A 23,624-nucleotide genomic window follows, 5' to 3' on the forward strand; every position below is an offset into this window, starting at 1 on the left:
AACTCATCCGAAGATTTAAATTACCTGAATATTTAACTTACCTGAGCACCTTACTCAAGAACGCCTGGGTGCGCGGTTCCTGTGGCTGACCGAACAACAGCGAAGGCACATTGCTCTCCACCACATAGCCGCCATCCATGAAGATCACCCTGTCGGAGACATCCTTGGCAAAGCCCATCTCGTGGGTGACGATCACCATGGTCATTCCCGCCTGAGCCAGCTGTTTCATCACATCCAGCACGTCGCCCACCATCTCGGGGTCCAGCGCCGAGGTGGGCTCGTCAAATAGCATTAGCTCAGGCTTCATCGCCAGGGCGCGGGCGATGGCGACCCTCTGTTTCTGTCCGCCAGACAGGCTGGCGGGATAGGCGCTCGCCTTGTCACTCAGTCCCACCTGGTCCAGCAGGCGCATCGCCTCGCTATCGGCCTCGGCCTGAGTCATCAAGCCCAGTTTCACCGGCGCCAGGGTGATGTTCTGCTGCACCGTCTTGTGGGGGAAGAGGTTAAAGTTTTGGAACACCATGCCCACCTTCTGCCGCAGCTTATCGATGCAGGCATCTGGCGCGGTGATCGACTGACCATCGATCACTATCTCCCCCTGGGTGGGTTGCTCCAGCAGGTTGATGCAGCGCAGGAAGGTACTCTTGCCGCTGCCGCTGGGGCCGATGACGCTGACCACCTCACCCCGGGCGATCGATTCGTCGATCCCCTTGAGCACCTGGTTGTCGCCGAAATATTTATGCAGATTACTAATCTTAATCACTTTGCTTAAGCCTCTTCTCAAACTTCGACAACATAAAGGTGAAGCTATAGGTCAACGCCAGGTAGATGAGTGCACAGGTAAACAGGGGCACGCTGTCTTCGAAGGTGCGGCTACGGATGATCTCGCCCGAGCGCATCAGATCCACGCCGCCGATGAAACCGATCACCGCGGTCTCTTTTAGCAGCACGATAAACTCGTTACCCAGGGCAGGAAGAATGTTCTTGATCGCCTGGGGCAGGATCACCTCCTTCATGGTCACCGCCTGCGACAGGCCGAGGGAGCGCGCCGCCTCCGTCTGCCCCTTATCCACCGCCTGTATGCCGGCGCGGATGATCTCAGAGATGTAGGCACCGCTGTTGAGGCCGAAGGCGATGATGGCGGCGCTCACCTTATCCACATCCCAGGTGGCCAGCACGATAAAGTAGAGGATCACCAGCTGCACCACCACTGGGGTGCCGCGTATCACGCCCACATAGAGGTTGGCGGGCCAGCGCAGATACCAGCGGCTCGACATCTTCATCAATGTGGTGGCAACGCCCAGTATGGCACCCAAGATCATGGCGAACAGGGTCACGATCAGCGTCACCTTTAAGCCATTGAGGATCAGGTAGATACCTATGAGCCCATCTTCACCTATGGGCGTAAACAGCGAGGAATTGATTGCATCTAACATGGCGGCCTACTTCATGTGTTTGGCGAGCAGGGCGTCGTATTCACCATTCTGCTTCATGGTCGCCAGCGTCTTGTTGATGCTGGCTAGCAGTTCGGGCTGGCTCTTGGCCACGGCGAAACCATAAAACTCTGGGGGGAAGTCCAGGCTGATAAGCTTGAGCTCAGGGTTCTTGGCCAGGTAGTTGGCGGCTGGCTCGCTGTCGAACAGCACAAGATCCACCTTGCCGTTCTTAAGCTCCATGATCGCCTCAAAGCCGGTATTGAAGGCGGTCACCGACTGGGTGTACTTCTTGGCCATCATGTCGGCGGTTGAGCCCAGCTGCACCGCGAAGTGTTTACCGGCGAGATCCGCCAGGCTATGGATGCTGTCATCCTGCTTGTTAACCAAGACCACCTGGGTCGCCTCGTAATAGGGCTCGGAAAAGTCGACGCTGGCCTGACGCTCTGGAGTGATGGTCATGCCCGAGGCGATCATATCTATCTTGCCGGCGTTGAGGGCCACGATCAGCGAGTCGAACTTCATGTTCTCCACCTTGAGCGTCTTGCCCGCATCCTCAGCCACCTTGCGGGCCAGATCGATATCAAACCCCATTACCTGATCGCCGCTGACACCGCCCACATATTCAAAGGGCGGAAAGGCCGCATTGGTGCCTACCACCAAATAATCTTTCTCTTTGCCACAGCCACTCAGCAGCAACAGGGCCGTAAAGCCGGCTAACAGGATAGATTTGTTCATTATTTACTCTCTTACCAGGAATATTCGCTCAATTGGCCACGACTATAGGCAGCCCGACTCACACAGTCAATACTTATGCGATAAAAATGACTATTTAGTCATTTTGTTTGCTTTTTATTAACATAAACTTGCCTATTTGTCAGTGTAGCTCGGCCAGCCCAAAGCGGCACCAAGCCAAACTTGCAGACTTGCACCAATGCAAGCCATGGCGGCACCAAGTTGGTGAGCCCTGTGCGCGATGTCACACTTGTCAGACGCAATCAAAAATCATTAATAACCATAAAAATCAATTAATTAACAATCTTTGAAAAAGTTGGCACAGAACTTACATATTACTTTGTAGGTAGTCATTGGGGCGGGCAGAATTGCCAAAGGTAAATGAAGCACCATCCCATAAGGAGTTGTAGATGAAACCTTGGTTAATGGCGGTCAGCCGCTTCGAAGATTGGCAGTTTATCTTTCACCTCGGCATCAGCCAGTGGGATGTCGAATAGGCTAACACGCGGATTCATCCATAAGGAGTCACAGATGAGTACAGTATCTAAGAGTATCACGCCTAAGATGGCAGAGCGGATCGTCGCCGAAGTCAAAGGAAACAACTGCCTGCTATCGGATGTCGCCAAACAGTTTGGCGTCTCCACCAAGACGGTCTACCAACTGGTTCGCCAGAGTGAGCAGCAAGGCGGGCGCGTGGGTGTGCTGCGCGCCGAGATCGACCGACTCACCATGCAACTCAATCAGCTCATGCGTGAACTCAAGCTTATCCAAGGATAAGCCTCTATTCACCAAGAGCTAAGTCGATTCGCTAAGAGCTAAATAGAATCGCCAAGGACTTAATCGATTCGCCAAGGGCTAGGGAAGGCAAGATAACAAGATGGAAACAGAATAAGTGGTCTGCAGGAAGCATGTGATTTCAGGTTAGAGGGCAGCAAACATAATAGCCTAAGTCGAGGGCCAGAGACCGACGACGGGCCTGAATCGCAAAACCATTTAAAAAGAGGTGTTTTACAGGTGGCACCTCTAGGGAAGATGCAAACGAGTCCCACAAGGACTTATTTGCAACTTCCCCAGCGCTCCCCCAAAGGCGCTTTCGCCTGGTGATAGGCAGGATGCTCTATCACCAGGTTTTTTCTTTTAGGTGAAGCCTCTCCGACAGCACCAAAAAAATTTTCAGTTTATTTAACCCCTTTTCAGAAATCTTGCGTCTATATGCTCAAACAACCGATTCTTATCTACTGATTTGTCACTATTACGTGCGTTTGGAGTATTCGATGAAAAAGACCCTGATTGCCACCCTATTTGGTTCATTGGTTTTCACCGGCAGCCTGCTTGCTTTACCTAACGCGGCCGCCGCAGAACTAAACTTCCCCCATATCGAAACCGTCGGCACCAGCGAGCTGGTCGTCAAGGCCGACATGGCCGAGCTAACCGTCGAGGTGGTGACTAAGGCCGACAACCCGGCCAAGGCCAAGGCGGGATCAGACAAGGCGGTCAGCGACTTCCTGGCCAGATTAGCCAAGGCGGGGATCGCTCGAGACGATGTACAGAGCGCCAACCTGAATCTGCGTCCCGACTATCTGTACGACCCTGAAACGCGCACCAACAAGGAGATTGGCTACCTCGCCAGTCGCCAGGTGGTGGTCACCCTAAGGGCACTGGACAAGCTCAACGACCTGCTCGACAGCGCGTTGCAGCAAGGGATCAACCGCATCCATCAGATCAACTTCAAATCCAGTAAGGAGGCCGAGATGATTGAACAGGCCAGGCTGATGGCGATCAAGGACGCCAAGCAGAAGGCCGCCGCCCTGGCCGAAGGCTTCGGTGAGCGTCTGGATGGCGTATGGGAGATCCGCTATCAGGCTCAGGGAGCGGTGCGCCCCATGGTGTATAAGATGAGCGCCGCAGCCCGTGGTGATGTGGCCGAGAGTTATCAGGAGGCCCAGACCAGCATCAGCGATCGCGTCGAGGTGATTTACCGCCTCAAGTAATGGCTCATAGAAGGCTTAGTCGATACAAGCCATGGCTCATACAAGACATGGCCCATACAATCCTTGCCTCATACAAGACATGGCCCTTCAGGCCCGATGGCTGACACCGGCGGGCTTTTACATGTGTTATGCTCAGCTAACTCCCTGCAACTGAGCCTTATCCGCAATTGTCATGTCCACACTCAAGCACCTGTGCCACCTCGTAAGCCTAGCCCTGTTACTCGTCGTCCTCTCAGGGTGCTCAGATAAGCAGACAAGCCTGCCACCGCAGAGCCTCAAGCGTCTGGTGGAGGACAACCTGGTGGCGGGGCTACTGGCAGAGGATGCCAGCCTGGCCATCACATTGAGTCGAAGTCGGGATCTCAGCGTCTGGAGCCTCCCCGAGGGCAAGCAGCGCTTTCACTGGCCGGCTACCGCCTTCGAGCATCCGGGTTATCAGCTGGCCTTATCGGGCAACAAGCGCTATCTGGCCTATGGCGGCAAACGCCAAATTACTCTGATAGATATCCAGCAGGGCAATATCCAGCTGACCTGGCAGGTCAATGGCTTTGACGACTACGCCAGCATCTCGACCCTGGCACTCAATCAGTCGGGCAGTCGCATCGCCATCGGCATGAACGAAGGCAGCGTGATCTTGGTGGATTTCACGGCGCAGCAGTTTTCCCTGTTTAAACAACACGACGCCGAGGTGGCTTTCCTCGCCTTTGGCAGCTCGGATGAGCGTCTGTTATCGGCAGGCCATGATGGCAAGGTGCTCTGGTGGGTCAGTGGCAGCGGCGAGATAATAAAGCAGTTCTCCCTGCCCCAGCGCATCACCAGCCTGGCGTTTGATGAGGCCGATAGACGCCTCTTCTTCGCCGACAACCTGGACAATCATCAACTGCTGGCATTCGATACGGGAGAGGCGCTGAGTGAACTGAGCTACTTCGAGCGCTACCGCTATTTTCGCCGCGCCCGCTTCATTCACAGGGGCGATGAGTTGATCACCGCCACCTCAAAGCAGACTATCTTTCGCTGGCAGGTCACCACCGGCAAGGAGCTAGCGCGCTGGCAGCTTACCCCCTTCTCCATGGGCACGACCGTCATGGATATGGTGAGCTATGGTGGGCAGCTCATCACTCTCAGCTCAGACGGCGCCCTAGAGCAGTGGAAGTTGAGCGCTGGAAGTTGAGCGCTGGAAGTTGAGCACACGGAATTAAGCACTAGGCTCAGAGCAATGCCCCTTAACTGTCGCTATTGAGCCCAAGTCGCTTGGCCAGGGGCTCAATCGCCGCGCCCTGCAACAATATGGAGAAGAGCACGATGAAAAACACCAGATGCACCATCTCCACCGCCCCCTCGACACCGGCCGCCGCCGGGATCAGCGAGAAGACGATAGGGGTCGCCCCCTTGAGACCTATGGAGGAGATAAACAGTCGCTTCTTCCAGCTCGCCTGACGAAACGGCAGATAGCAGATCTGCACCGCCAAGGGCCTGGCTACCAGCATCAGTAGCGCCGCCGGAATAAGCGACAGGAAGAACACACTAAACAGGGTCTGGGGGAAGATCTGCAGCCCGAGTATGATGAACATCAGCGACTGCGCCAGCCAGGAGAGGCTGTTAAAGAAATGCCGCGTCACCTCCACGCCCCGGCGTATGCCGTTGCCCATCACCACGCCACACACATAGGAGGCGATCAAGATATTGCCGCCGGCCAGCTCGCTGCCATAGGCCGCCAGCACGAAACTGGCGAGCACAAATACGGGGATCAGACCATATTCCTCGAGATGTATGCTGTTCAGTGCCCACACCGCCAACTTGGCCACGACAAAGGCGACGCCTATCCCTAAGGCGATCTGCAAGCCTAGCATCTGGCCTATTGCCCAGGGAGATACCGGCGCATCCGGCGCCAGAGCGATACCTGTGAGTATCATCACCATCACCAGGGCGACCGGGTCGTTGGTGGCCGACTCGAACTCCAGCACGGTATCCGTGCGCTCCTTGAGCTTAAGCTTCTTCGACTCCAGAATCGAGAACACGGCCGCGGCATCGGTCGAGGAGACCACGGCGGCAAACAGCAGGCAGATCACCAGGCTCCAGTCGGTCAATGGATAGAGGAGCCCGCCCAGAATAAGCGTGGTCAGCAGCACCCCAAAAGTTGCCAGCACCCCACCTTCACGGTAGGCCAGCTTGATGCTCTCCGTCTTGGTATTAATGCCGCCGACGAAGACGATCATGTTAAGGGCGACCGCCCCGACCGTGGAGGTCAGGGTGAGGTTATCGTAGACAAAATTAAACTCGCCATTGCCCAGGCTCAGGCCCACGCCCATGAAGATCAACAGACTGGGCAACCCCAGGGTCTTTGAGGGGTGATGCAACAAGATCCCCACGGCAATCAGCGCGGCGATCCCTAACAAGATAACCTGGTAGGACATAGGTCTCCTTCTGGCAGATGAATAGGCTGGGACAATGAGATTTGCCCCCCTATTTTAGCAGAGGAACTATTAATTGGAGATGAGTTAAATGATTGATTAACTGTTTTTAATTGAAAAAAAAGCCCGAGCTGAGTCGGGCTTACTTATCGCTATTTGGCCTTGGATGCCAGATAGGGCTTCACCAGCAGGAAGACCCCCACCAGCAGGAAAGGAATACTCAGCATCTGACCGGCGCTCATGGTCCAGTCTTGGGCATAGGCCGCCTGCTTCACCTTGACGAACTCTATGGCAAAACGGGCACTGAACACCCACACCAGGAAGAGGCCGAACAGGGCGCCCTGCTTCTGCTTCATCTCAGTGGTCTTGTAGATAGCCCAAAGGGCGATGAAGATGCTCAGGTAGGCCAGCGCCTCATACAACTGGGCCGGATGGCGCGGCAACATGTCCACCCGCTCGAACACTATGGCCCAGGGCTTGTCGCTCGGCACCCCGAGGATCTCAGAATTGACGAAGTTGGCCATGCGCACGAAGAAGCCGAAGATGGCCGTGGCGATCGCCAGCCGATCCAGCAGGAAGAGGAACGGCAACTTCATCTTGCGATGGTAATAGTAGAGCGCCAGGATCGCCCCCAGGCCGCCGCCATGGCTGGCCAGGCCGCCTTCCCAGATCGCCAGAATCTTAGCCGGGTGCGCGAAGTAGTAGCTGGGATCGTAAAACAACACATGGGCCAGACGCGCCCCCACCACTATGCCGATAACGCAGTAGATTAAGAGGTTATCCAGTGACTCCACATCCAGGCCTTCGCGCACATAGATGCGTTTCATCACCTGAAAGCCCGCGAAGATCGCTGTAGCAAACAGGACGCCGTACCAATGTATTGTCAGCCCCATGAAAGAGACCAACACAGGGTCCATATTCCAAATAAAGTGATCCAAAAACCTAAACTCCCTCGCCTGAGGCCCATTGGCCTGGTGAATAACGCTGCTGACAGGCAGTTTTACGCGCTTCGACTTGGTTATTCAAGGTCTTGTGGCGATTTTCAACATACAGATACAAAAAAGCCCGGGAGAAATCTCCCAGGCTTTTGGTGATGGTTCGCAAACCCGGGGGATTTAGTCCCCAGCTCGCAAACAAGAGCGAATTAGTCCACCAGGCTCTCGAACAGCGTCTTAAACTTGGCCAGCCCCTCGGCCATGATCTCATCGCTGATGGTCAACGCCGGCAGGAAGCGGATCACGTTGCCATAGAAGCCACAGGCCAGCAGCACCAGGCCATGGGCCGCGGCGTTGGCGATAATCGCTTGGGTCAATGCCGTGTTGGGCTGCTCACTGTCACCGTCGATCACCAACTCCATGGCGATCATGGCGCCTTGATTGCGCACCTCGCCAATCAGCTGTGGATACTGCTCCTTGAGGGCAGAGAGCGCCTGATTGAAGCTGTCGCCTATCTGAACGGCGCGCTCCACCAACTGCTCCTCTTGCATCACCTCGAGCACCGCCAGCGCCGCCACACAGCCCACGGGTGAGCCGCCATAGGTGCCGCCAAGGCCGCCCGGCAGCGGCGCGTCCATGATCTCGCTCTTACCCACCACGGCAGCGAGTGGGAAGCCACCGGCGATCCCCTTGGCCATGGTCATCAGATCCGGCTCGACGCCCGCGTGCTCGCAGCTAAACATCTTGCCGGTACGGCCAAAACCTGTCTGGATCTCATCCATCACCAGCACGATACCGTGCTGGTCACACAGCGCCCTGAGCGCCTGTAAGAACTCAGGCGGCGCGGCGTAGAAACCGCCCTCGCCCTGCACAGGCTCGACCACGATCGCCGCCACATCACAAGGGGCGATATCCACCTTAAACAGATGCTCGATCGCCTTGAGGGAGTCTTTCACGCTCACGCCATGGAAGGCCACCGGATAAGGCGCATGGAAGATATCCCCGGCGAAGGGGCCAAACTGATGCTTGTAGGGGGTGATCTTACCCGTCAGCGCCATGGTCAAGTTGGTGCGGCCATGGAAGCCACCGTTGAAGGCGATAACGCCGCGACGCCCGGTATGAGCCCTGGCGATCTTGACGCAGTTCTCCACCGCCTCGGCGCCCGTGGTCACGAAGATAGCCTTCTTGTCGCTATCACCGGGGGCGATACGATTAAGCTGCTCCGCCAGGGCTACCGCCGACTCATAAGGATTCACCATCACGCAGGTGTGGCTGAAGTTATCCAGCTGCGCCTTGACCGCCGCCACCACCTTGGGATGGCTATGGCCAGTGTTACACACGGCGATCCCTGTACCGAAGTCGATGTAGCGCTTGCCCTCGACATCCCACAGCTCGGCGTTTAACGCCCGCTCCACATAGACGGGATAGGCGTTCCCCTGTCCCCTGGCGATCGCCTGTACCTTACGCGCCTGTAATTCTGCGTTGCTCATCGTCTCTATCCTTCCGTTTACTTATCCAAGCCACTACTTATCCAGGCCACCGAGGCACAGGTATTTAATTTCCAGATAATCGTCCAGGCCATACTTGGAGCCTTCACGGCCGTTGCCCGACTGCTTCACCCCGCCAAAAGGTGCGGCGGCGTTGGAGATAATCCCCTCGTTGACGCCCACCATGCCATACTCCAGCCCCTCGGCGACGCGGAAGATGCGACCGATATCCCGGGCGTAGAAATAGGCGGCCAGGCCATATTCGGTATCGTTGGCCATGGCCAGCGCTTCGGCCTCGCTATCGAAGCTGATGATAGGGGTCACAGGGCCGAAGATCTCGTTGCGGGCCAGCGGCATCTCGTTAGTCACATCTGTGACAATCACGGGTGCCAGGAAGCTCTCGCCCAGCTCACTCGGCTGACCGCCGGTCACCAGCTTGGCGCCGCTTGCCACAGTATCATCCACCAGCTTAAGCACGTTTTGCACTGCATCTTTGGAGATCATGGGGCCGACGGTCACGCCATCGCCCAGGCCATCGCCCAACTTGAGATTGGCCACGGCGGCAGTAAATTTTTCGGTAAAGGCCGCGGCAACTCCCTTCTGCACGAAAATACGGTTGGTGCAGACACAGGTTTGCCCGGCGTTGCGATACTTGGAGATCAGGGCGCCCTGCACCGCGGCATCGATATCGGCATCGTCGAACACGATAAAGGGCGCATTGCCCCCCAGCTCCATGGAGACCTTCTTCACGCTGGTCGCGCACTGGGCCAGCAAAATCTTGCCCACGGCGGTAGAACCGGTGAAGGTGAACTTGGCCACGTCCGGATGCTGGGTCAGCACCTTGCCCATGCCCACGGCATCTTCGCCCACCACTATGTTGAACACCCCGGCAGGAATGCCGGCGCGCTCGGCCAGCTCGGCCATCGCCAGGGCCGACAGCGGCGTCAGCGGCGATGGACGCGCCACGAAGGTACAACCGGCCGCCAGCGCAGCCGCTGCCTTACGGGCGATCATGGCGTTGGGGAAGTTCCACGGAGTAATAGAGGCCACCACGCCCACAGGCTGCTTGATCACCAGAATACGCTTGTCGTTGGCCGGTGCCGGAATGGTGTCGCCATAGACACGCTTGCCCTCCTCGGCAAACCAGTCGATAAAGGCGGCGCCATAGGCGATCTCCCCCTTGGCCTCGGCCAGGGGCTTACCCTGCTCCAGGGTCAGCAAGCGGCCCAGATCTTCCTGGTGCTCCATCATGAGGTTGAACCATTTACGCATCAGGGCGGCGCGCTCGTTGGCCGAACGCTTAGACCACTCCGGCAGTGCCCGCTTGGCGGCCAGTATGGCCTCCTGGGTATCGTCGAGACTGGCGTCAACCACCTGAGCAATCACCTCCTGGCTGGCCGGATTCACCACGTCGAAGCGCTGCTCGCCCGCCGTCCATCTGCCATCGATATAGGAGGAAAGTTTGATTAACTGAGTGTCTTTAATTCCCTGCATAACAGTTCCCTGCATAAATAGTTCGAATCTAAAGGGCTACGCCAGAGCTTGAATCAAGACGGGCGCGCTAATTTCTCTATTGAATAGCAAAACTAACTCGGGTTAAATACCAAATATTCAACAAAAAGTTTGAAGCCGATAAAACTAATGAGCAAACAGTCCATCATCCCTAAGGCGATCACCGAATACGATCTAAGGTTACTGCGTATCTTTCGCACCGTGGTCGAGAATGGTGGATTCGCCGCCGCAGAGAATGAACTCGGGGTCACCCGCTCCACCATCAGCGTGCACATGTCTAACCTTGAGAGTCGAATGAAGCTTAAGCTGTGTAGCCGAGGACGGGGCGGATTTGCCCTCACGGAGGCGGGCCAGGCCGTGTATCACGCCTGTATCGAACTATTCGATTCCCTCAACGATTTCTCGATGTTTGTTAACAACTTGGGGGAGGAGTTGATCGGCGAACTGGTGATCCTCTGCGCCGATCAGCTGGACTACGGCATGCAGCAGAAGCTGGCCCAGGTGATCGCCTACATACACCAACGTCAGCCCCAGCTACACCTTATTCTTGATGGCGAGGCGCTGCACCAGATTGAGAAGTCGCTGCTACAGGACAAGGCCCACGTCGGCCTCTTGCCCAGCTATCAACAGATCCAGGGCTTAAACTATCAGACCATCTTTAGCGAGCCCATCTACCTGTGTTGCAGCGCCAAGCATCCCTATTTTCACCTGAGCGACGAAGAGATCAGCGCCGAGATGCTGGCCAAGACCCCCTCTATCCACCCAGGTGTCGATATAGACCCCGAGGGCAGAGAGCAGCTCAAACGCCTCAACCTGTCGGCCAAGGCTTATCAGTTTGATACTCGTAAAACCTTAATTCTATCGGGTTGCTACATAGGTTACCTGCCCCTGAGCTACATTCAGGAGGAGCTGAAACAGCAGGAGATCAAGATCATTCACGGAGATGAGGCCTGTTACCAGTTCAACCTCTCCATGGTGGTCAAGCAGTCGGCGCGTGAGAGCGCCAAGGTGGAGCTGCTGACCCAGGCCTTCAACGAAGTGTTTGGCCTGGATAAGCCACGAGGCGAGCAGAGATAAAGGGGCTAAAACTTCTTCAGCAGCGACTCGTCGAAATCCTCTGGGCCGATATTAAGCCCAAGCTCGGCGATACGCGCCTTAACTGCCTCTAATTCCTTATCGACCTGGCTCAGGGTCAATGTGTTGTCGTCCAGCAGATAAACCAGTTTCTGGCTGCTGAAATAGAACACCTGTATGGTGAGGGCGTCGATGTCGTTACGCTCGCCCGCCTGTTTGATCTGCTTAAACTTGCGGTAGATGCGGTTCTGCAGCGCCTTGAGCCTAGACACATAATAGATCTCGCGAAAGTACGCTTTGTGTCGCTGTTGGTAGAGCCCCAAGGCGCAGATGCCAAAGCCTATCAACACGCCGAAGAAATTCAGGTGCAGGTTGCCGGTAGACTCGCCGCTAACCACCTCCTGATTGCCAAACAAGGCGATCAACAGCTGCCCAGATACCAGAGACAGCAGAGCCAAACTGGCGATAAACACCGCTATCACCCGATTTAAGTGCTGGCGATAACGCGCCTTATCCACCTCGACTAACATCATTTTTTCGATTTCCACTAAGCCACATGAGGCGCAAGCCTAGCATGAGTAATAAGTTAAGTGACAGTTTTAACAAGATAAAAAATTTGATCTCTCAGCTTAAGCTAGGCAAGTTAATAAATTGTTACCGCAAGATGTTAACAGGCTTGTCAGAGGATTTAACAGCAACCAAACATTTAGCGGTAAAAACATCTAGACGTCTAAATTGACAGACGTCTTTCGATCTCATATCCTCTCACCTATTGAGATGTCCCATTTCGCAAAAAAGCGAGATGTTCCAGCTAGGAGGGCAAGGGAACGAGCATCCAGTTTTAATGACACGTCTCCACGGAGACGTTTAGCGAGAAGAGAGAGCGTTTTGACAACACCAACACAAACCACGGCCCCCAAGGCATCGTTTATCGCCCTGCTGCCACTATTCCTGTTTCTGGCCCTGTTTATCGGTGCCGGCGTCTATTTCCAGAGCCAGGGCGTCGACTTTGCCTTCTATCAGCTGCCGAGCGTGGTCGCCATCCTGCCCGCCATCATACTGGCGCTGCTGATCTCGAAAGAGAAGCTGAACCAGAGCATAGAGACCTTCATCGGCGGCATAGGCCACTCCAACATCATCGCCATGTGTCTCATCTACCTATTAGCCGGTGCCTTTGCCTCTGTGGCCAAGGCCACTGGCGGCGTGGATGCTACCGTGGCGCTGGGCCTGTCGCTTGTGCCCTCTAACCTGCTGCTACCCGGTTTCTTCGTGATCGCCGCCTTCATCGCCACCGCCATGGGTACCTCTATGGGCACCATTGCCGCGGTTGCTCCCATCGCACTGGGCGTGGCCGAAGAGGCGCAGATCGATCTCGCGCTGATGGCCGGGGCCGTGATCTCGGGCGCCCTGTTTGGTGACAACCTGTCGATCATCTCTGACACCACCATTGCCGCAACCCGCACCCAGGGCTGTGAGATGAAAGACAAGTTCAGAGAAAATCTGATCTTCGCCATTCCCGCCTCGCTGATCACCCTGGTAGTGTTCACCCTAGCCGGTCAAGGCCAGGCCGATGTGGCGCCGCAGCAGATAGATTTTCTTAAGGTTATCCCCTACCTCACCATCTTGGTGCTGGCGGTCGCCGGGCTGAACGTATTCGTGGTGCTGACCGTGGGCATCTTGCTGGCAGGCATCACCGGCTTTGCCACCCTGGACTACGGCCTGATCCAATTTGGTAAGGATATCTACGCCGGCTTTAGCAACATGCAGGAGATCTTCATCCTCTCCATGCTGGTCGGTGGCCTGGCGGCCCTGATGCAGCAACAGGGTGGCCTGGCATTTGTGAGCAAGCAGATTGAGAAGCTGATCGTCCGCTTCTCCAGCGCCAAGGGCGAGGCCTCGACCCGTGCCTCTGAGCTGGGCATGGCAGGCATAGTCGCCCTGACCAACACCTGTGTGGCCAACAATACCGTGTCTATCGTGGTGACCGGCGATATCGCCAAAGATCTGGCCGAGAAGCATGAGGTAACCCCTAAGCGCGCCGCCAGTATCTTGGATATCTTCTCCTGTATCATTCAGGGCTTGATCCCTTACGGTGCCCAGGCGCTACTGATCGCCTCTACCTTCAGCATCAGCCCGCTGCAGGCGGTTGCCCACGCCTGGTACTGCATGATCCTCGCCATAGTCGCCATCGCCATAGTGGTGCTGCGCAAGCGTCACTAAGCTGAATTTGTGCGCCCTGACCATGGGCGCACGGATCAATTTGTGACAATCCTCACCTTAACAGTTCCACTCTATGGGGGTTTTCACTTAAACTAATGCCATAGGGATATAATTGCGACGCAGTGAATTAGGTTAAGCATTTACTGAAATTAGCCATGCGTCGAAACGAAAGGAGTACCAAAAATGTACTCCTTTTTTATATTCAAAAAATAACAATAAATGGCATCGCTATGGCCCTACACCAACCCATAAACTATGACCTGCAGCGCATGGTGGTCTTCACCATTCTGACCGGTGCGCTCATCTCTGCCCTGGGCATCTCTATCTCCCTGTTCGCCAAATTTCAGGTGATGGGACTGGAGGCCTTTAACCAAAGGCCGGATCTGCTGGGCAACTATGTGGACTCCCCCCTGGCCTATATCTTCAACATGGGACTTATCCTGGCAGGCTCTTGCATACTGCTGGCCATGTACGGCCTGTTGCAGCTCAAGCTGGGACACTTTGGCAACTATATCGCCTTCGCTGGCTTTGTGGTGGGGGTGACTATCATCCTCATCGGCATCTACCCCATCAACTACCTCAAAGAGCACAGGCTGTTTTCCACCATCTTCCTGATCGCCACCATCATCCTCTATTTCCTGACCCTCTCGGCCAGGGTCAACCATAAGGCAATCTGTTCGACGCCGCTGTTTATCGTCAGCGGCCTGGGCCTGACGGCCGCCAGCAGCCTGGCCCTCATGGTGGATTGGGGGATACTCGACTTTGCGCCCTGCAGCCACCACGATGGCTCAATTTGCGGCGTCGCCTTTGCCATGTGGGCCCAGACCAATCTGGTGATGGTCTGGTGTGTCACCCTGGCGCTCACCATCAAGAAGCTCGCCAGACACAGCTATCAGGACAACCTGATCAGCCAAGTCTCGGCCCACGGCTAGGCGCGTCGATGCGCCTCGCCCAATACCTGGCCTTAACTGGATACTGCTCCCGCCGCGCCGCATCGAGACTGATCCGCGACGGCCGAGTCAGCCTGGGCGATCGGCTCGCCAAACACACAGACAGCATCGAGTTGATAGAGACGCCCGCAGGCACACAGGCATCGCTCAGCGTCTGTGTTGATGGCGAGCCGCTGCCCCCCATCGCCGACAAGGCCTACTGGATATTCAACAAGGCGGTGGGGACAGACTGCCGCCTGCTGGCAGAGGATACTGCCAGCCTGATCCATCTGCTGCCACAGCAGCCGCGACTCTACCCCGTGGGACGGCTGGATAAAGACTCCAGGGGACTGCTGCTACTAACCAACGACGGCGAACTGACCCAGAAGCTGATGCACCCAAGCTTCGCCCACCACAAGCGCTACCATGTCAGGCTAGACAGGCCCTTCGATGATGATTTTGTGGTTCAGATGGCTGCGGGCGTCAGCTACAAGGATATCACCACACTGCCCTGCCAGGTGACACGCCTGGGGCCAGACAGCTTCGAAATTATCCTCACCCAGGGACTCAACCGCCAGATCCGCCGCATGAGCCAGGCTCTCGGCCACAAGGTAATAGACCTTGAGCGCGTCGCCATCGAATCCTTAACCCTGGACGAACTGCCAGAAGGCGAGATGCGACCGCTGACCACGCAGGAAATCGCTGCACTCAAGGAGAGTATCACCTAAAGCGATCGGCTCCTGTTGGTGGGCTCCACTTGGCAGGTTCTTCTTAACAGCCTGTTAGTCTTGTTTATCCCAACGTCCTCTTATCATCGCTTCCCTCTTTTTCTCGTATTCCTTCACTCTTGGATCTTGCGTCTAGGGCTCGCTCCATATCCCCATGATTCAAATCTGATTTAATCTCTTGATTAAGGGCGACATCACATTCCCTGTCATAAGCCAGCGCTATAGTGATTATTGCGCGAGAGAACGATATAAAAATAAAACTCACTAGGGGGTTATATGACATCAACAGAAACGGGCGAGCAGATCACAGAGAAGCAGCGCGGATTTTGGCTAAGCGCCTTCTTAGTCCTGATGTTTATCGCCAATCCGATGACCGCCATCACCTACTTCGCCAATCCACAAGCCATAACAGAGATCTACCCCAGCGCCAGCACCGGCATACTCTATTTTCTCGGAGTGATGAGTCTGGTGAATGTCGTCCTGGCCGTCATGATCTGGCGATGGCAGAAGCTAGGCGTATATGGATTCTACTGCGTCATCGCCATCGGGTTCATCATCAACCTCTATATCGGCATAGGCGTTATGGGCTCATTGACTGGGCTACTCGGCGGCGTGCTCGTCTTCGTGACCACCAAGAAACGATGGGAACATTTTTCTTAAGCACTAGCCTGCTTAAAGGGGCTTTGTTGGGGGGCTTAGTTGGGTGAATAGTTGCTAGAGTAACTTCCGGCTTAATTCGTATTGGGTTGGGGATTGAAGGTCGAACCTTCATTGTTATCTAACGCCTGCCCGGCGGGTGCAGTACATGAAGGTACCAATGTCGTGATCACATGGTCAGTGATGCTCCCTGCATCAGGCCGACATTTTCCATATCCCTATGGGTCAGATATGAAAGAACGACGTATATGCAGATACGCCTGTGACACGCTGTACGTCTTCACACCGGAATGGATGTTGGGGAGGTAAATGAAGGTCGTACCTTCATCGCCATCTAACGCCTGCCCGGCGGGGGTTGTGCAGATACGCCTGTGACAGGCTGTGCGCCATCTGACCTCCATGGATGGAGGGAATGCCGAAAAATGTCAGGAACATTTTCGGCCCTGAAACCGAAGCTCACCGGCGTATCTACACTCGGTATCCAACGTCTCTTCGATTTGGCTTTACTGGTATCTATGAGGTCTTTGTCTTTGTTTCTTGATGAGGTATTTGTTAGTGATGCAGTTCATGGACTCAGACATGGAATAAAGCTAGGCTAATTTGGCGATTAATGGGTTAATTGAATAAGGCTCTGCGATGATAAAAAAGATAACACTTCTTACCTCTGCGTTATTACTCACAGCTTGTAGCTCGACCTATCAACACTCGGCGCTACAGGCACCCATTGCCAAATTAGATCCTGCAAAAGGCGTATTAATCGCCATGCCCAAAGATGGCTGGTATGGCAACCAGGAATATCGTAACTCAGGCCGAATGACGGCAAATGCAGTGCGAAGCGCCTTCTCCAAATACACCAGTAAGGTCAGTATCGCGACCGATTGCGTGGATGATGACTGCCTAAAACAGCTCGATGCCAATCAGTTTGGCTACTTTGTCAAACCTGTCATTCTTCACTGGGAAGACAGGGCAACCGAATGGTCAGGGATCCCTGACACCATAGAGATTCAGCTTATCGTCTTGGATGCACAGACCAAGCAAGAGATCGCCAACGCGTCATACACAGGCAAGAGTAAATGGGCCAGTTTCGGCGGCGATCATCCGCAGGATCTCTTACCTGAGCCCACCAATGAGTTTGTGAGCAGCCTATATAAGTAGGCTGTTGATTGTGTGATTTATGACTTGGCGTCGGGCTGAATGCTTGTCTAAAGGTGTTTAAAGGTCATGCCTTCATGGCAATCTATCACCTGCGGTGGACTTATGTGCAAACACGTTTTTGGCACGCTGTGAATATATCCCTATACGCTTCACGGCGGCGTCCATGCCGCCGAGAGCCAAAAACGTGTTTACACTCGGTATCTAACGTCTCTTCGATTTGGCGGTATTGGTGTATTTAAGGCATAAAAGCTAACTGATTCTTGCCCCAAAGCTTGTTAGGCAAGGGGTCGACGGAGTTGTAACGAATCGACTTTCTGGTCTGGTCATTTACATCGCTACACCAGCGTGATGTAATTCATTACTCACCAACCCAAAAAACTGGATAACTATACAGTCATATTAAAACCATAAGGATTTTGAACGTTTTTCAGCCTGTATTCATGCGCATTTTCTCATTTCGGACAAAATAAATAGCATTAAAATTAACTGCTTATACTATTCGTTAGGTAGATAATAGATTTGGGAAACGCGCATGCGCGTTTTTCCAAATGGTGTATCTAGCAAAATGCTGATAAGTTCATTAGATACAGATAGTTAACTGTGCGCGTTTTCACTGGTTCAATGAGGTAAACGCGCATGCGCACTAATAGAATGTTAGGTGTTTCATGAGTATTGTCGTTATCTATGGATTTGAGGGGACATTCACAGGAAAAGCAGAATACGATTATTCCTTTCCTAAAATAGGTCAAAAACATCGCTGTATATTGTTCCTACTGCAAGATGATAACGAATTAAACTTCGAAGTAGCATCGCTGGAAATAGTTAAATTTGGCTTCGAGAAGCTATCCAATTTAAGGGGGAATCCTCTAAAGGTTGAAGTATTGAATACTGACTCATTCAAAGGTTTTGCTGGCTTTTATCACGAAGCAATAGAATCTGGAAGTTCAATTGTGGTGTATCCAAACACCTAACAAACGCCTTAAAAAATGGACGCAAAACGCTTGGCTTGCGCTCATTCTTCGCTAATTTTAGCCAAGCATTTTCCGCCTCTTAGGCGGGCGTTATCTCATAGAAATTTTTCGCTAAAATTGACGAACTAGAGTTAAGACTTTAACTCGGAATTGTCCAAAAACAATTTAGCTTTTGATTATCTGAGTGATGCAAGTAAGGGCAAATCGAAGAGATGGAAAACCGGGTGTAGATACGCTGGTGAGCTTCCGAAACAGGGATGTTTCGGCAGAGCCTACAAGGAAGTATTTACGGCGTCTCACAAGCGTATCTGCACTTGAGGTCGTTCCTTCACATCCATGTGATCACGACATTTGTGCCTCCTGCACTTCACCTGCCGCAGGCAATTGATAACAGTAACGGCTAACGCTAAAACAAGGGTAATGAATTTCAAATAAATACAAAGAGTAAACACCAAAAAAGTTACCCCTTTAACGCAAAAAAGGGCTTAGATTCTCATCTAAGCCCTTTTATCTTATCGCTGACTAGATACTAAAAGCATCCAACCAGCGCCTCCACTAATCGCTGTAATTAGTGAACAATCTCCATTTCCGCCAGCAGGTTGTCGGCGTTGTCCAGATACTTCATCACCCATAGCATGTAGCGGCTATCTACCTGAATAGAGCGGTTGGTGTCGGTATCATAACCCCAGTCGCCGATGATTGACTCATAGACGCCGTCAAACAGCAGGCCAACAAGCTCGGCGCGGCCGTTGAGGGTTGGTGAACCTGAGTTACCACCTGTAGTATCCAGGGTCGACAGGAAGTTTACCGGCACAGAGTCGATAGACTTCACATAGTAGTCGCCATATTGCTTCTGCTTGATCAGCTCAAGCTGCTTCTTAGGCGCGTCGAACGGATCTTCACCCGTGTCTTTAGCTACTATGCCTTCCAGGCGAGTGAAAGGTACGGCAACCAGACCATCTTGTGGCGAGTAGCCCTTCACATGACCCACGGTCACACGCAGGCTAGAGTTGGCGTCGGCGTAAACCGGCTTACCCAGCTCCTTGTTGTAGGCGATGATGGCGTCCATATACTGAGGACGCACCTTCATCAGCTTGCCATACAGCTCCTTCTCTTTCTTTTCCTGAGCCATATCAGTGTCATACATGGCGACGGCAAACTGAATGAAAGGATCTTTAGAGGCCTTGAAATCGGCTACCGACTTGTCCATCCAGGCAAGACGAGTCGCCTTGTCGCCCAGCTCGGTCTTGGCGTACATCTTGTCCAGTACCTTGCTCAGCTTGGCGGCGTCGAACTTCTTGCCGATGCCGAATGCCTTGTCCAGCTCAGGGATGCGCTCTTCGCTCGGCAGCTTGGCGTAACGGCTCAGCAGATCCAGTACCACGGCCTTATCAACACTCGGTGCATAACGACGGTCGATACGCTCAAGCCCCGACTTGAAGCGGGTCATGTCGCGATCTTGGTAGCCTGGCTCACGCGCCATGTCGTCCAGCTGCTTCTCGTTAGCCAGACGGTAGAGGCTACGGGCAGTCGGCAGCATGGTGGTGTAACCGATATAACCTAAGATGATGTCGCGAGCTTGATGCTCCTGGCTTTCCTTGATCAGCTTGTCCAGCTCGGCCATGGTTTGGCCATACTGGGCCTGACGCTTGCTGTCTTTGTTGATCCAAGCAGTCAGCGCCGCCTCGCGAGCCTTGCGATCGTCGAGCATGGTCGACTTGCCATAGAACTCGATCATCGAGGTGAAGTTTTTGGCATAGTTGGCCAGACCGGCGATCAGGCTCTCATACTTGATGCGCTCGTCGCTGCCCTCAGGCGCGGTTTCCTTGATGATCTCGATGAAGCGTTCACGCAGCATCTTGCCTTCTGGATAGGCCCACTCGAACTGGTTTTCCACCTCGTTGGCGGTGCGGTAACGATTGGTGCGACCCGGGTAGCCGGCAACCATGACGAAGTCGCCATCGCTCACACCCTTGGCAGACACTTTAAGGAAGCTCTTAGGCTCGTAAGGCACGTTGTCTTTGCTGAAATCAGCAGGCTTGCCATCTTTCGACACATAGCCGCGATAGAAAGAGAAGTCACCGGTATGACGTGGCCACATCCAGTTGTCGATGTCGCCGCCGTATTTACCTACGCTAGCCGCCGGGTTATACACCAGACGCACGTCGCGGATCTCCAGCTGCTTAACCAGATAGTACTCCAGGCCGCCGTGGAAGCTGTAAACCTGACAGCGGTAGCCGTCGTCGGCCTCACACTGGGCAACCAGTTGCTTCTCTTTGGCTTCGATGCCCTGATAGAAGTCGTTACCCACCTTGTTTTCCAGGCCGGCTTTCACCTCATCGGTCACATTAGTCACGGCTTCGGTGACATAGATGCGTGAACCTGGGGTAGCGGGTAGCTCTTCGCCATAGTTCTTCGCCAGGAAGCCATCTTTTAGCAGGTTCTTCTCTGGAGTCGAGTTGTATTGAATCGAGCCATAGGCACAGTGATGGTTAGTCACTACCAGACCCTTTGGCGACACGAACGACGCGGTACAGCCACCTAGGCTGATCACGGCGTTCATGGGGAATTCGGTGAGTTTAGAGATAGATTTGGCGTCGATTTCCAGCCCTTTGGCCTTCAGCTCATCAGCCATGGCAGGCAGTTGATAGGGCTGCCACATCCCCTCATCGGCTTGAGCGCCGAAGGCAGCGGCGAGCGCCACTGACACGAGTAACTTTTTCATTTGCTAAGTCCGTTTTATCGTTATAAAAATTTTTATAATACCCAATGGTCTTTTAAGTCCTCAGCGCATGAAGCCTTAAAAGCCCTACAAAAAAGTCGGGCAATGGCCCGACTTTATCATAAATTCTTGAGTAACAAACAGCTTAGCAAATTAGCGAAAAGGTAAGCAGGTATTTCCAGCAATCCCCTGCCCCTTCGCTTAGGCGCAAATTGTCAGTCTCTTTTTACAGCGCAACCCAGAGCTGGGCGGCGATAATCACCAGACCCACCAGCGCCGACGCGGCTAATGCAAACTGACCACCACTCACCTGGTAACCGCCCAGATTTTGCTTACGCTGTCCCAGCGCCATGGCGATAGGCAGGAAGATGATCATCACCACCAGCGGCAGGGCTGCAAAACCTAATACCTTAATGAAACCATCTGGATAGTAGAGGGCGCACAGCAGCGGCGGCACAAAGGTTATCAACCAGGTCTGCAGGCGACCCAGCAGGTTGTCTCTGGCGCGGGTCAGCTCGGCAATATAGTCGAACAGGCTCATCGTCACCCCGAGGAAGGAGGTGATCAGCGCCAGGTTTGCAAACAAATCGATACATTGACGTAAAATGTCTGAGTGAGCGATACCCTGCAGCGCCGACACCAGCTTAGGCAGAGAGCCCTCGAAACCGTACACGGTCGCGCCGCCCACAGTGCCCAGGGTCACCATCAACCAGAGGATGTAGCACACCAAGGGGATGGTCGAGCCAATCATGAGTACCTTACGCAGCGACATGGCATCGCCATCCAGGTAGCGCACAATCGTTGCGATACAGACGTGAAAACCGAAAGAGGTAAACACCACAGGGATGGCAGCCAGCCAGAGGTTACCCAGCTCGCCCTTAGACACCAATTCGGTGGCCGATTCACGCAGGATATAGCTTGGGCTGACTTCGGGTAGCAGGAAGAGCACTACGATGACAAACAGGGCTACCATGGCGCTAAAGAGCACACGTGAGACCTTGTCGATCCAGGAGACGCCGATAGCGATGAAGCCGCCGAACACCAAGGTAAACAGCAATACTGCCGCCTCGTGGTTAACCTTGATCCCCAGGGGTTCGAAGCGGGACTCCAGCAGGGAGGAGCCGCCCATCAGATAGACCATGGTCAGGGCAAATAGCAGGCTCAAGAAGGAGCCACCCTGGATCAGCTGGCCGACCTTGCCTAAGGTCTTGCCCGTGATGGCGTGGACGTTCAGCCCCACACCGGCACGTAAGTTAATCTCTAACATCAACAGAGAGGTATAGATAGATACCCCCCAGATCGCCACTAATAGTAGTAAGGCTGGAATCGTCCCCAATGAAGCAGTTGCCAGAGGCAAGGCCAACATGCCTCCCCCAATTGCGGTCCCCGCAACGATGGCAATAGAGCCAAGCATTTTTAAGTTCACAAAATTGTCCTGTCTTTATTTATTATCTCTTTTTGGAAGGTCAGATTTAGAACGACTGCGAAGGCGGGAATTAGTCATGAAACACACTAAGCGATAGCCTCCTAACCGAACTATGGATCTCTGCCCTAGTACGTGTCGGGTTGGCCTCAACAGCTTAGCTTCTACTATCTTACGATCTAGCTAAGCCCCTGAGGCTGCCTAAATCGGTAACAATATCGATAGGTATGTTTCATCACTACCTTTACTCTATAAATTTGACTGTTTGGCACATTAACAGAGCCACAGGCGGCGCACAAGGTATGCCGCTTGATCGGATGCAAGTTTGTACAAAGGCGTAAAAACCACGAAACAAGCTGTCTACAGAGTGATCACCACAGGCGAGCCGGCACCTCCTTGCACCTCAAACGGATTTGGGTATAATGGCCACCACTGCTTCAGGGGAGTAGCTAACAAGGCAAAGCCATTTGCCTTGAGTGAGTGTCAACATACTTGGCCACATGCCATGGTACTCACGGTAAGGGGAACACCTCTTACTCTGCAAGACCTGAGCACGGTTACCGTTCATTCATTAGGGGGCGGCGGATCGTGCTTGGAATTTTTGCCCCCTTAGGAACTATGATGGAAGCATTACTCGCCTCAACCTTCACCGTCGCCATCGCCGAGATAGGTGACAAGACCCAGCTACTGGCACTGATCCTCGCCGCAAGATTCAAGAATAAGACCGCGATTATCCTGGGGATACTGCTATCTACCCTGGCTAACCATTTTGCCGCCGCCTGGGTTGGCCAGTGGGCCATCAACTGGATAAGCCCAGAGATGGCTACCTATATCGTCGCCTTCTCCTTCTTTGCCATCGCCCTCTGGGTACTGGTGCCCGACAAGGTCGACGCCGAAGAGAGCCGCTTCTATCAGATGGGCCCCTTTATCGCTACTTTCATTCTCTTCTTCCTCGCCGAGATGGGCGACAAGACTCAGGTTGCCACAGTCGTGCTGGCCGCCAAGTATGACGCCCTGCCGCTAGTGGTACTGGGCACCACACTGGGGATGATGATCGCCAACGTGCCTGTGGTGATCGCCGGTCATTTCAGCGCCGAGAAGCTGCCGATGAAGTGGATCCACCGTGGCTGCGCCGCCTTGTTTGCCCTGCTGGGTGTGGCAACTCTGCTCTATTAAGTTAAGTCAGCCAGGCGCAGGACGTGAGCCCTGCTGGATAGCAAAAAGCCAGTGATTCAGATCAC

Annotated in this window: 21 protein-coding genes and 1 riboswitch; of the genes, 11 read left to right on the forward strand and 10 right to left on the reverse strand. The window is 54.0% G+C overall.

The features are described from left to right. Positions 1-37 precede the first annotated feature (37 nt). Genes K0H80_RS16200 through K0H80_RS16210 form a run of 3 tightly spaced genes read right to left on the reverse strand, consistent with a single transcriptional unit; the run spans position 38 to position 2,171 of the window. Positions 38-763 carry an amino acid ABC transporter ATP-binding protein gene (locus K0H80_RS16200; protein ID WP_220072262.1) on the reverse strand — a complete coding sequence of 242 codons (726 nt, stop codon included), beginning with the start codon at positions 761-763 and terminating at the stop codon, positions 38-40. Beyond that, on the reverse strand, positions 756-1,436 hold the full coding sequence (locus K0H80_RS16205) for an amino acid ABC transporter permease (RefSeq protein ID WP_011866961.1): 681 nt from the start codon (positions 1,434-1,436) through the stop codon (positions 756-758). Before K0H80_RS16205 ends, K0H80_RS16200 begins: the two co-directional genes overlap by 8 nt. A gap of 6 nt (positions 1,437-1,442) precedes the next feature. Then, the gene (locus tag K0H80_RS16210; RefSeq protein WP_220072263.1) at positions 1,443-2,171 is read right to left on the reverse strand and encodes a basic amino acid ABC transporter substrate-binding protein; all 729 of its coding nucleotides are present in this window, start codon (positions 2,169-2,171) and stop codon (positions 1,443-1,445) included. Between the two features lie 528 nt (positions 2,172-2,699). Here K0H80_RS16210 and K0H80_RS16215 point away from each other — a divergent pair. From K0H80_RS16215 to K0H80_RS16225, 3 genes are all read left to right on the forward strand, one after another. Further along, positions 2,700-2,945: a hypothetical protein gene (locus K0H80_RS16215; protein WP_011866963.1), complete on the forward strand. Its 246-nt coding sequence runs from the start codon at positions 2,700-2,702 to the stop codon at positions 2,943-2,945. A gap of 497 nt (positions 2,946-3,442) precedes the next feature. Next, positions 3,443-4,159, forward strand: coding sequence for an oxidative stress defense protein (locus tag K0H80_RS16220; protein ID WP_011866964.1), 717 nt, complete (start codon positions 3,443-3,445; stop codon positions 4,157-4,159). 172 nt (positions 4,160-4,331) lie between these two features. Next, on the forward strand, positions 4,332-5,330 hold the full coding sequence (locus K0H80_RS16225) for a WD40 repeat domain-containing protein (RefSeq protein ID WP_220072264.1): 999 nt from the start codon (positions 4,332-4,334) through the stop codon (positions 5,328-5,330). Positions 5,331-5,382: 52 nt separating this feature from the next. Here the strand turns inward: K0H80_RS16225 and K0H80_RS16230 are convergent, their stop codons facing one another. From K0H80_RS16230 to K0H80_RS16245, 4 genes are all read right to left on the reverse strand, one after another. Next, complete coding sequence (locus K0H80_RS16230; protein ID WP_220072265.1) at positions 5,383-6,573, reverse strand: potassium/proton antiporter; 1,191 nt, start codon at positions 6,571-6,573, stop codon at positions 5,383-5,385. A 149-nt stretch (positions 6,574-6,722) separates the two neighbouring features. After that, positions 6,723-7,487 (reverse strand): prolipoprotein diacylglyceryl transferase, encoded by a 765-nt coding sequence (lgt, locus tag K0H80_RS16235; protein ID WP_434086652.1) that lies wholly within the window; start codon positions 7,485-7,487, stop codon positions 6,723-6,725. A 227-nt stretch (positions 7,488-7,714) separates the two neighbouring features. After that, positions 7,715-8,995, reverse strand: a complete 1,281-nt coding sequence (gabT, locus tag K0H80_RS16240) for a 4-aminobutyrate--2-oxoglutarate transaminase (RefSeq protein ID WP_220072267.1) — start codon at positions 8,993-8,995, stop codon at positions 7,715-7,717. Positions 8,996-9,028: 33 nt separating this feature from the next. Then, positions 9,029-10,486 (reverse strand): NAD-dependent succinate-semialdehyde dehydrogenase, encoded by a 1,458-nt coding sequence (locus tag K0H80_RS16245; RefSeq protein ID WP_220072268.1) that lies wholly within the window; start codon positions 10,484-10,486, stop codon positions 9,029-9,031. Positions 10,487-10,633: 147 nt separating this feature from the next. Between K0H80_RS16245 and K0H80_RS16250 the strand changes: the two genes are divergently transcribed. Further along, positions 10,634-11,581, forward strand: coding sequence for a LysR family transcriptional regulator (locus K0H80_RS16250; protein ID WP_220072269.1), 948 nt, complete (start codon positions 10,634-10,636; stop codon positions 11,579-11,581). 5 nt (positions 11,582-11,586) lie between these two features. Here the strand turns inward: K0H80_RS16250 and K0H80_RS16255 are convergent, their stop codons facing one another. Next, on the reverse strand, positions 11,587-12,126 hold the full coding sequence (locus tag K0H80_RS16255; protein WP_258406124.1) for a DUF3087 domain-containing protein: 540 nt from the start codon (positions 12,124-12,126) through the stop codon (positions 11,587-11,589). A 340-nt stretch (positions 12,127-12,466) separates the two neighbouring features. On the opposite strand from K0H80_RS16255, the gene K0H80_RS16260 reads away from it, so the two are divergent. The 6 genes from K0H80_RS16260 to K0H80_RS16285 all read left to right on the forward strand — a co-directional run bounded on the left by K0H80_RS16260 (position 12,467) and on the right by K0H80_RS16285 (position 18,238). Further along, on the forward strand, positions 12,467-13,798 hold the full coding sequence (locus K0H80_RS16260; RefSeq protein WP_011866974.1) for a Na+/H+ antiporter NhaC family protein: 1,332 nt from the start codon (positions 12,467-12,469) through the stop codon (positions 13,796-13,798). A gap of 230 nt (positions 13,799-14,028) precedes the next feature. Beyond that, positions 14,029-14,730, forward strand: coding sequence for a DUF998 domain-containing protein (locus tag K0H80_RS16265; protein ID WP_258406125.1), 702 nt, complete (start codon positions 14,029-14,031; stop codon positions 14,728-14,730). 8 nt (positions 14,731-14,738) lie between these two features. Continuing rightward, positions 14,739-15,455: a pseudouridine synthase gene (locus K0H80_RS16270; protein WP_220072271.1), complete on the forward strand. Its 717-nt coding sequence runs from the start codon at positions 14,739-14,741 to the stop codon at positions 15,453-15,455. Between the two features lie 276 nt (positions 15,456-15,731). Continuing rightward, positions 15,732-16,115, forward strand: coding sequence for a hypothetical protein (locus tag K0H80_RS16275; protein ID WP_220072272.1), 384 nt, complete (start codon positions 15,732-15,734; stop codon positions 16,113-16,115). A gap of 633 nt (positions 16,116-16,748) precedes the next feature. After that, complete coding sequence (locus K0H80_RS16280) at positions 16,749-17,267, forward strand: DUF4823 domain-containing protein (protein ID WP_220072273.1); 519 nt, start codon at positions 16,749-16,751, stop codon at positions 17,265-17,267. Between the two features lie 665 nt (positions 17,268-17,932). After that, the gene (locus tag K0H80_RS16285) at positions 17,933-18,238 is read left to right on the forward strand and encodes a hypothetical protein (protein WP_220072274.1); all 306 of its coding nucleotides are present in this window, start codon (positions 17,933-17,935) and stop codon (positions 18,236-18,238) included. A gap of 568 nt (positions 18,239-18,806) precedes the next feature. Here the strand turns inward: K0H80_RS16285 and K0H80_RS16290 are convergent. Both K0H80_RS16290 and K0H80_RS16295 read right to left on the reverse strand, forming a co-directional pair. Further along, positions 18,807-20,963 carry a S46 family peptidase gene (locus tag K0H80_RS16290; RefSeq protein ID WP_220059054.1) on the reverse strand — a complete coding sequence of 719 codons (2,157 nt, stop codon included), beginning with the start codon at positions 20,961-20,963 and terminating at the stop codon, positions 18,807-18,809. A gap of 223 nt (positions 20,964-21,186) precedes the next feature. Beyond that, complete coding sequence (locus K0H80_RS16295; RefSeq protein ID WP_220043330.1) at positions 21,187-22,386, reverse strand: aromatic amino acid transport family protein; 1,200 nt, start codon at positions 22,384-22,386, stop codon at positions 21,187-21,189. 425 nt (positions 22,387-22,811) lie between these two features. Continuing rightward, a riboswitch (yybP-ykoY riboswitch) is annotated at positions 22,812-22,922 on the forward strand. 82 nt (positions 22,923-23,004) lie between these two features. Here K0H80_RS16295 and K0H80_RS16300 point away from each other — a divergent pair. Beyond that, on the forward strand, positions 23,005-23,559 hold the full coding sequence (locus K0H80_RS16300; RefSeq protein WP_011866985.1) for a TMEM165/GDT1 family protein: 555 nt from the start codon (positions 23,005-23,007) through the stop codon (positions 23,557-23,559). Positions 23,560-23,624 lie beyond the last annotated feature (65 nt).

The organism is Shewanella aegiceratis, from assembly GCF_019457495.1.
In the GTDB taxonomy this organism is placed as follows: domain Bacteria; phylum Pseudomonadota; class Gammaproteobacteria; order Enterobacterales; family Shewanellaceae; genus Shewanella; species Shewanella loihica.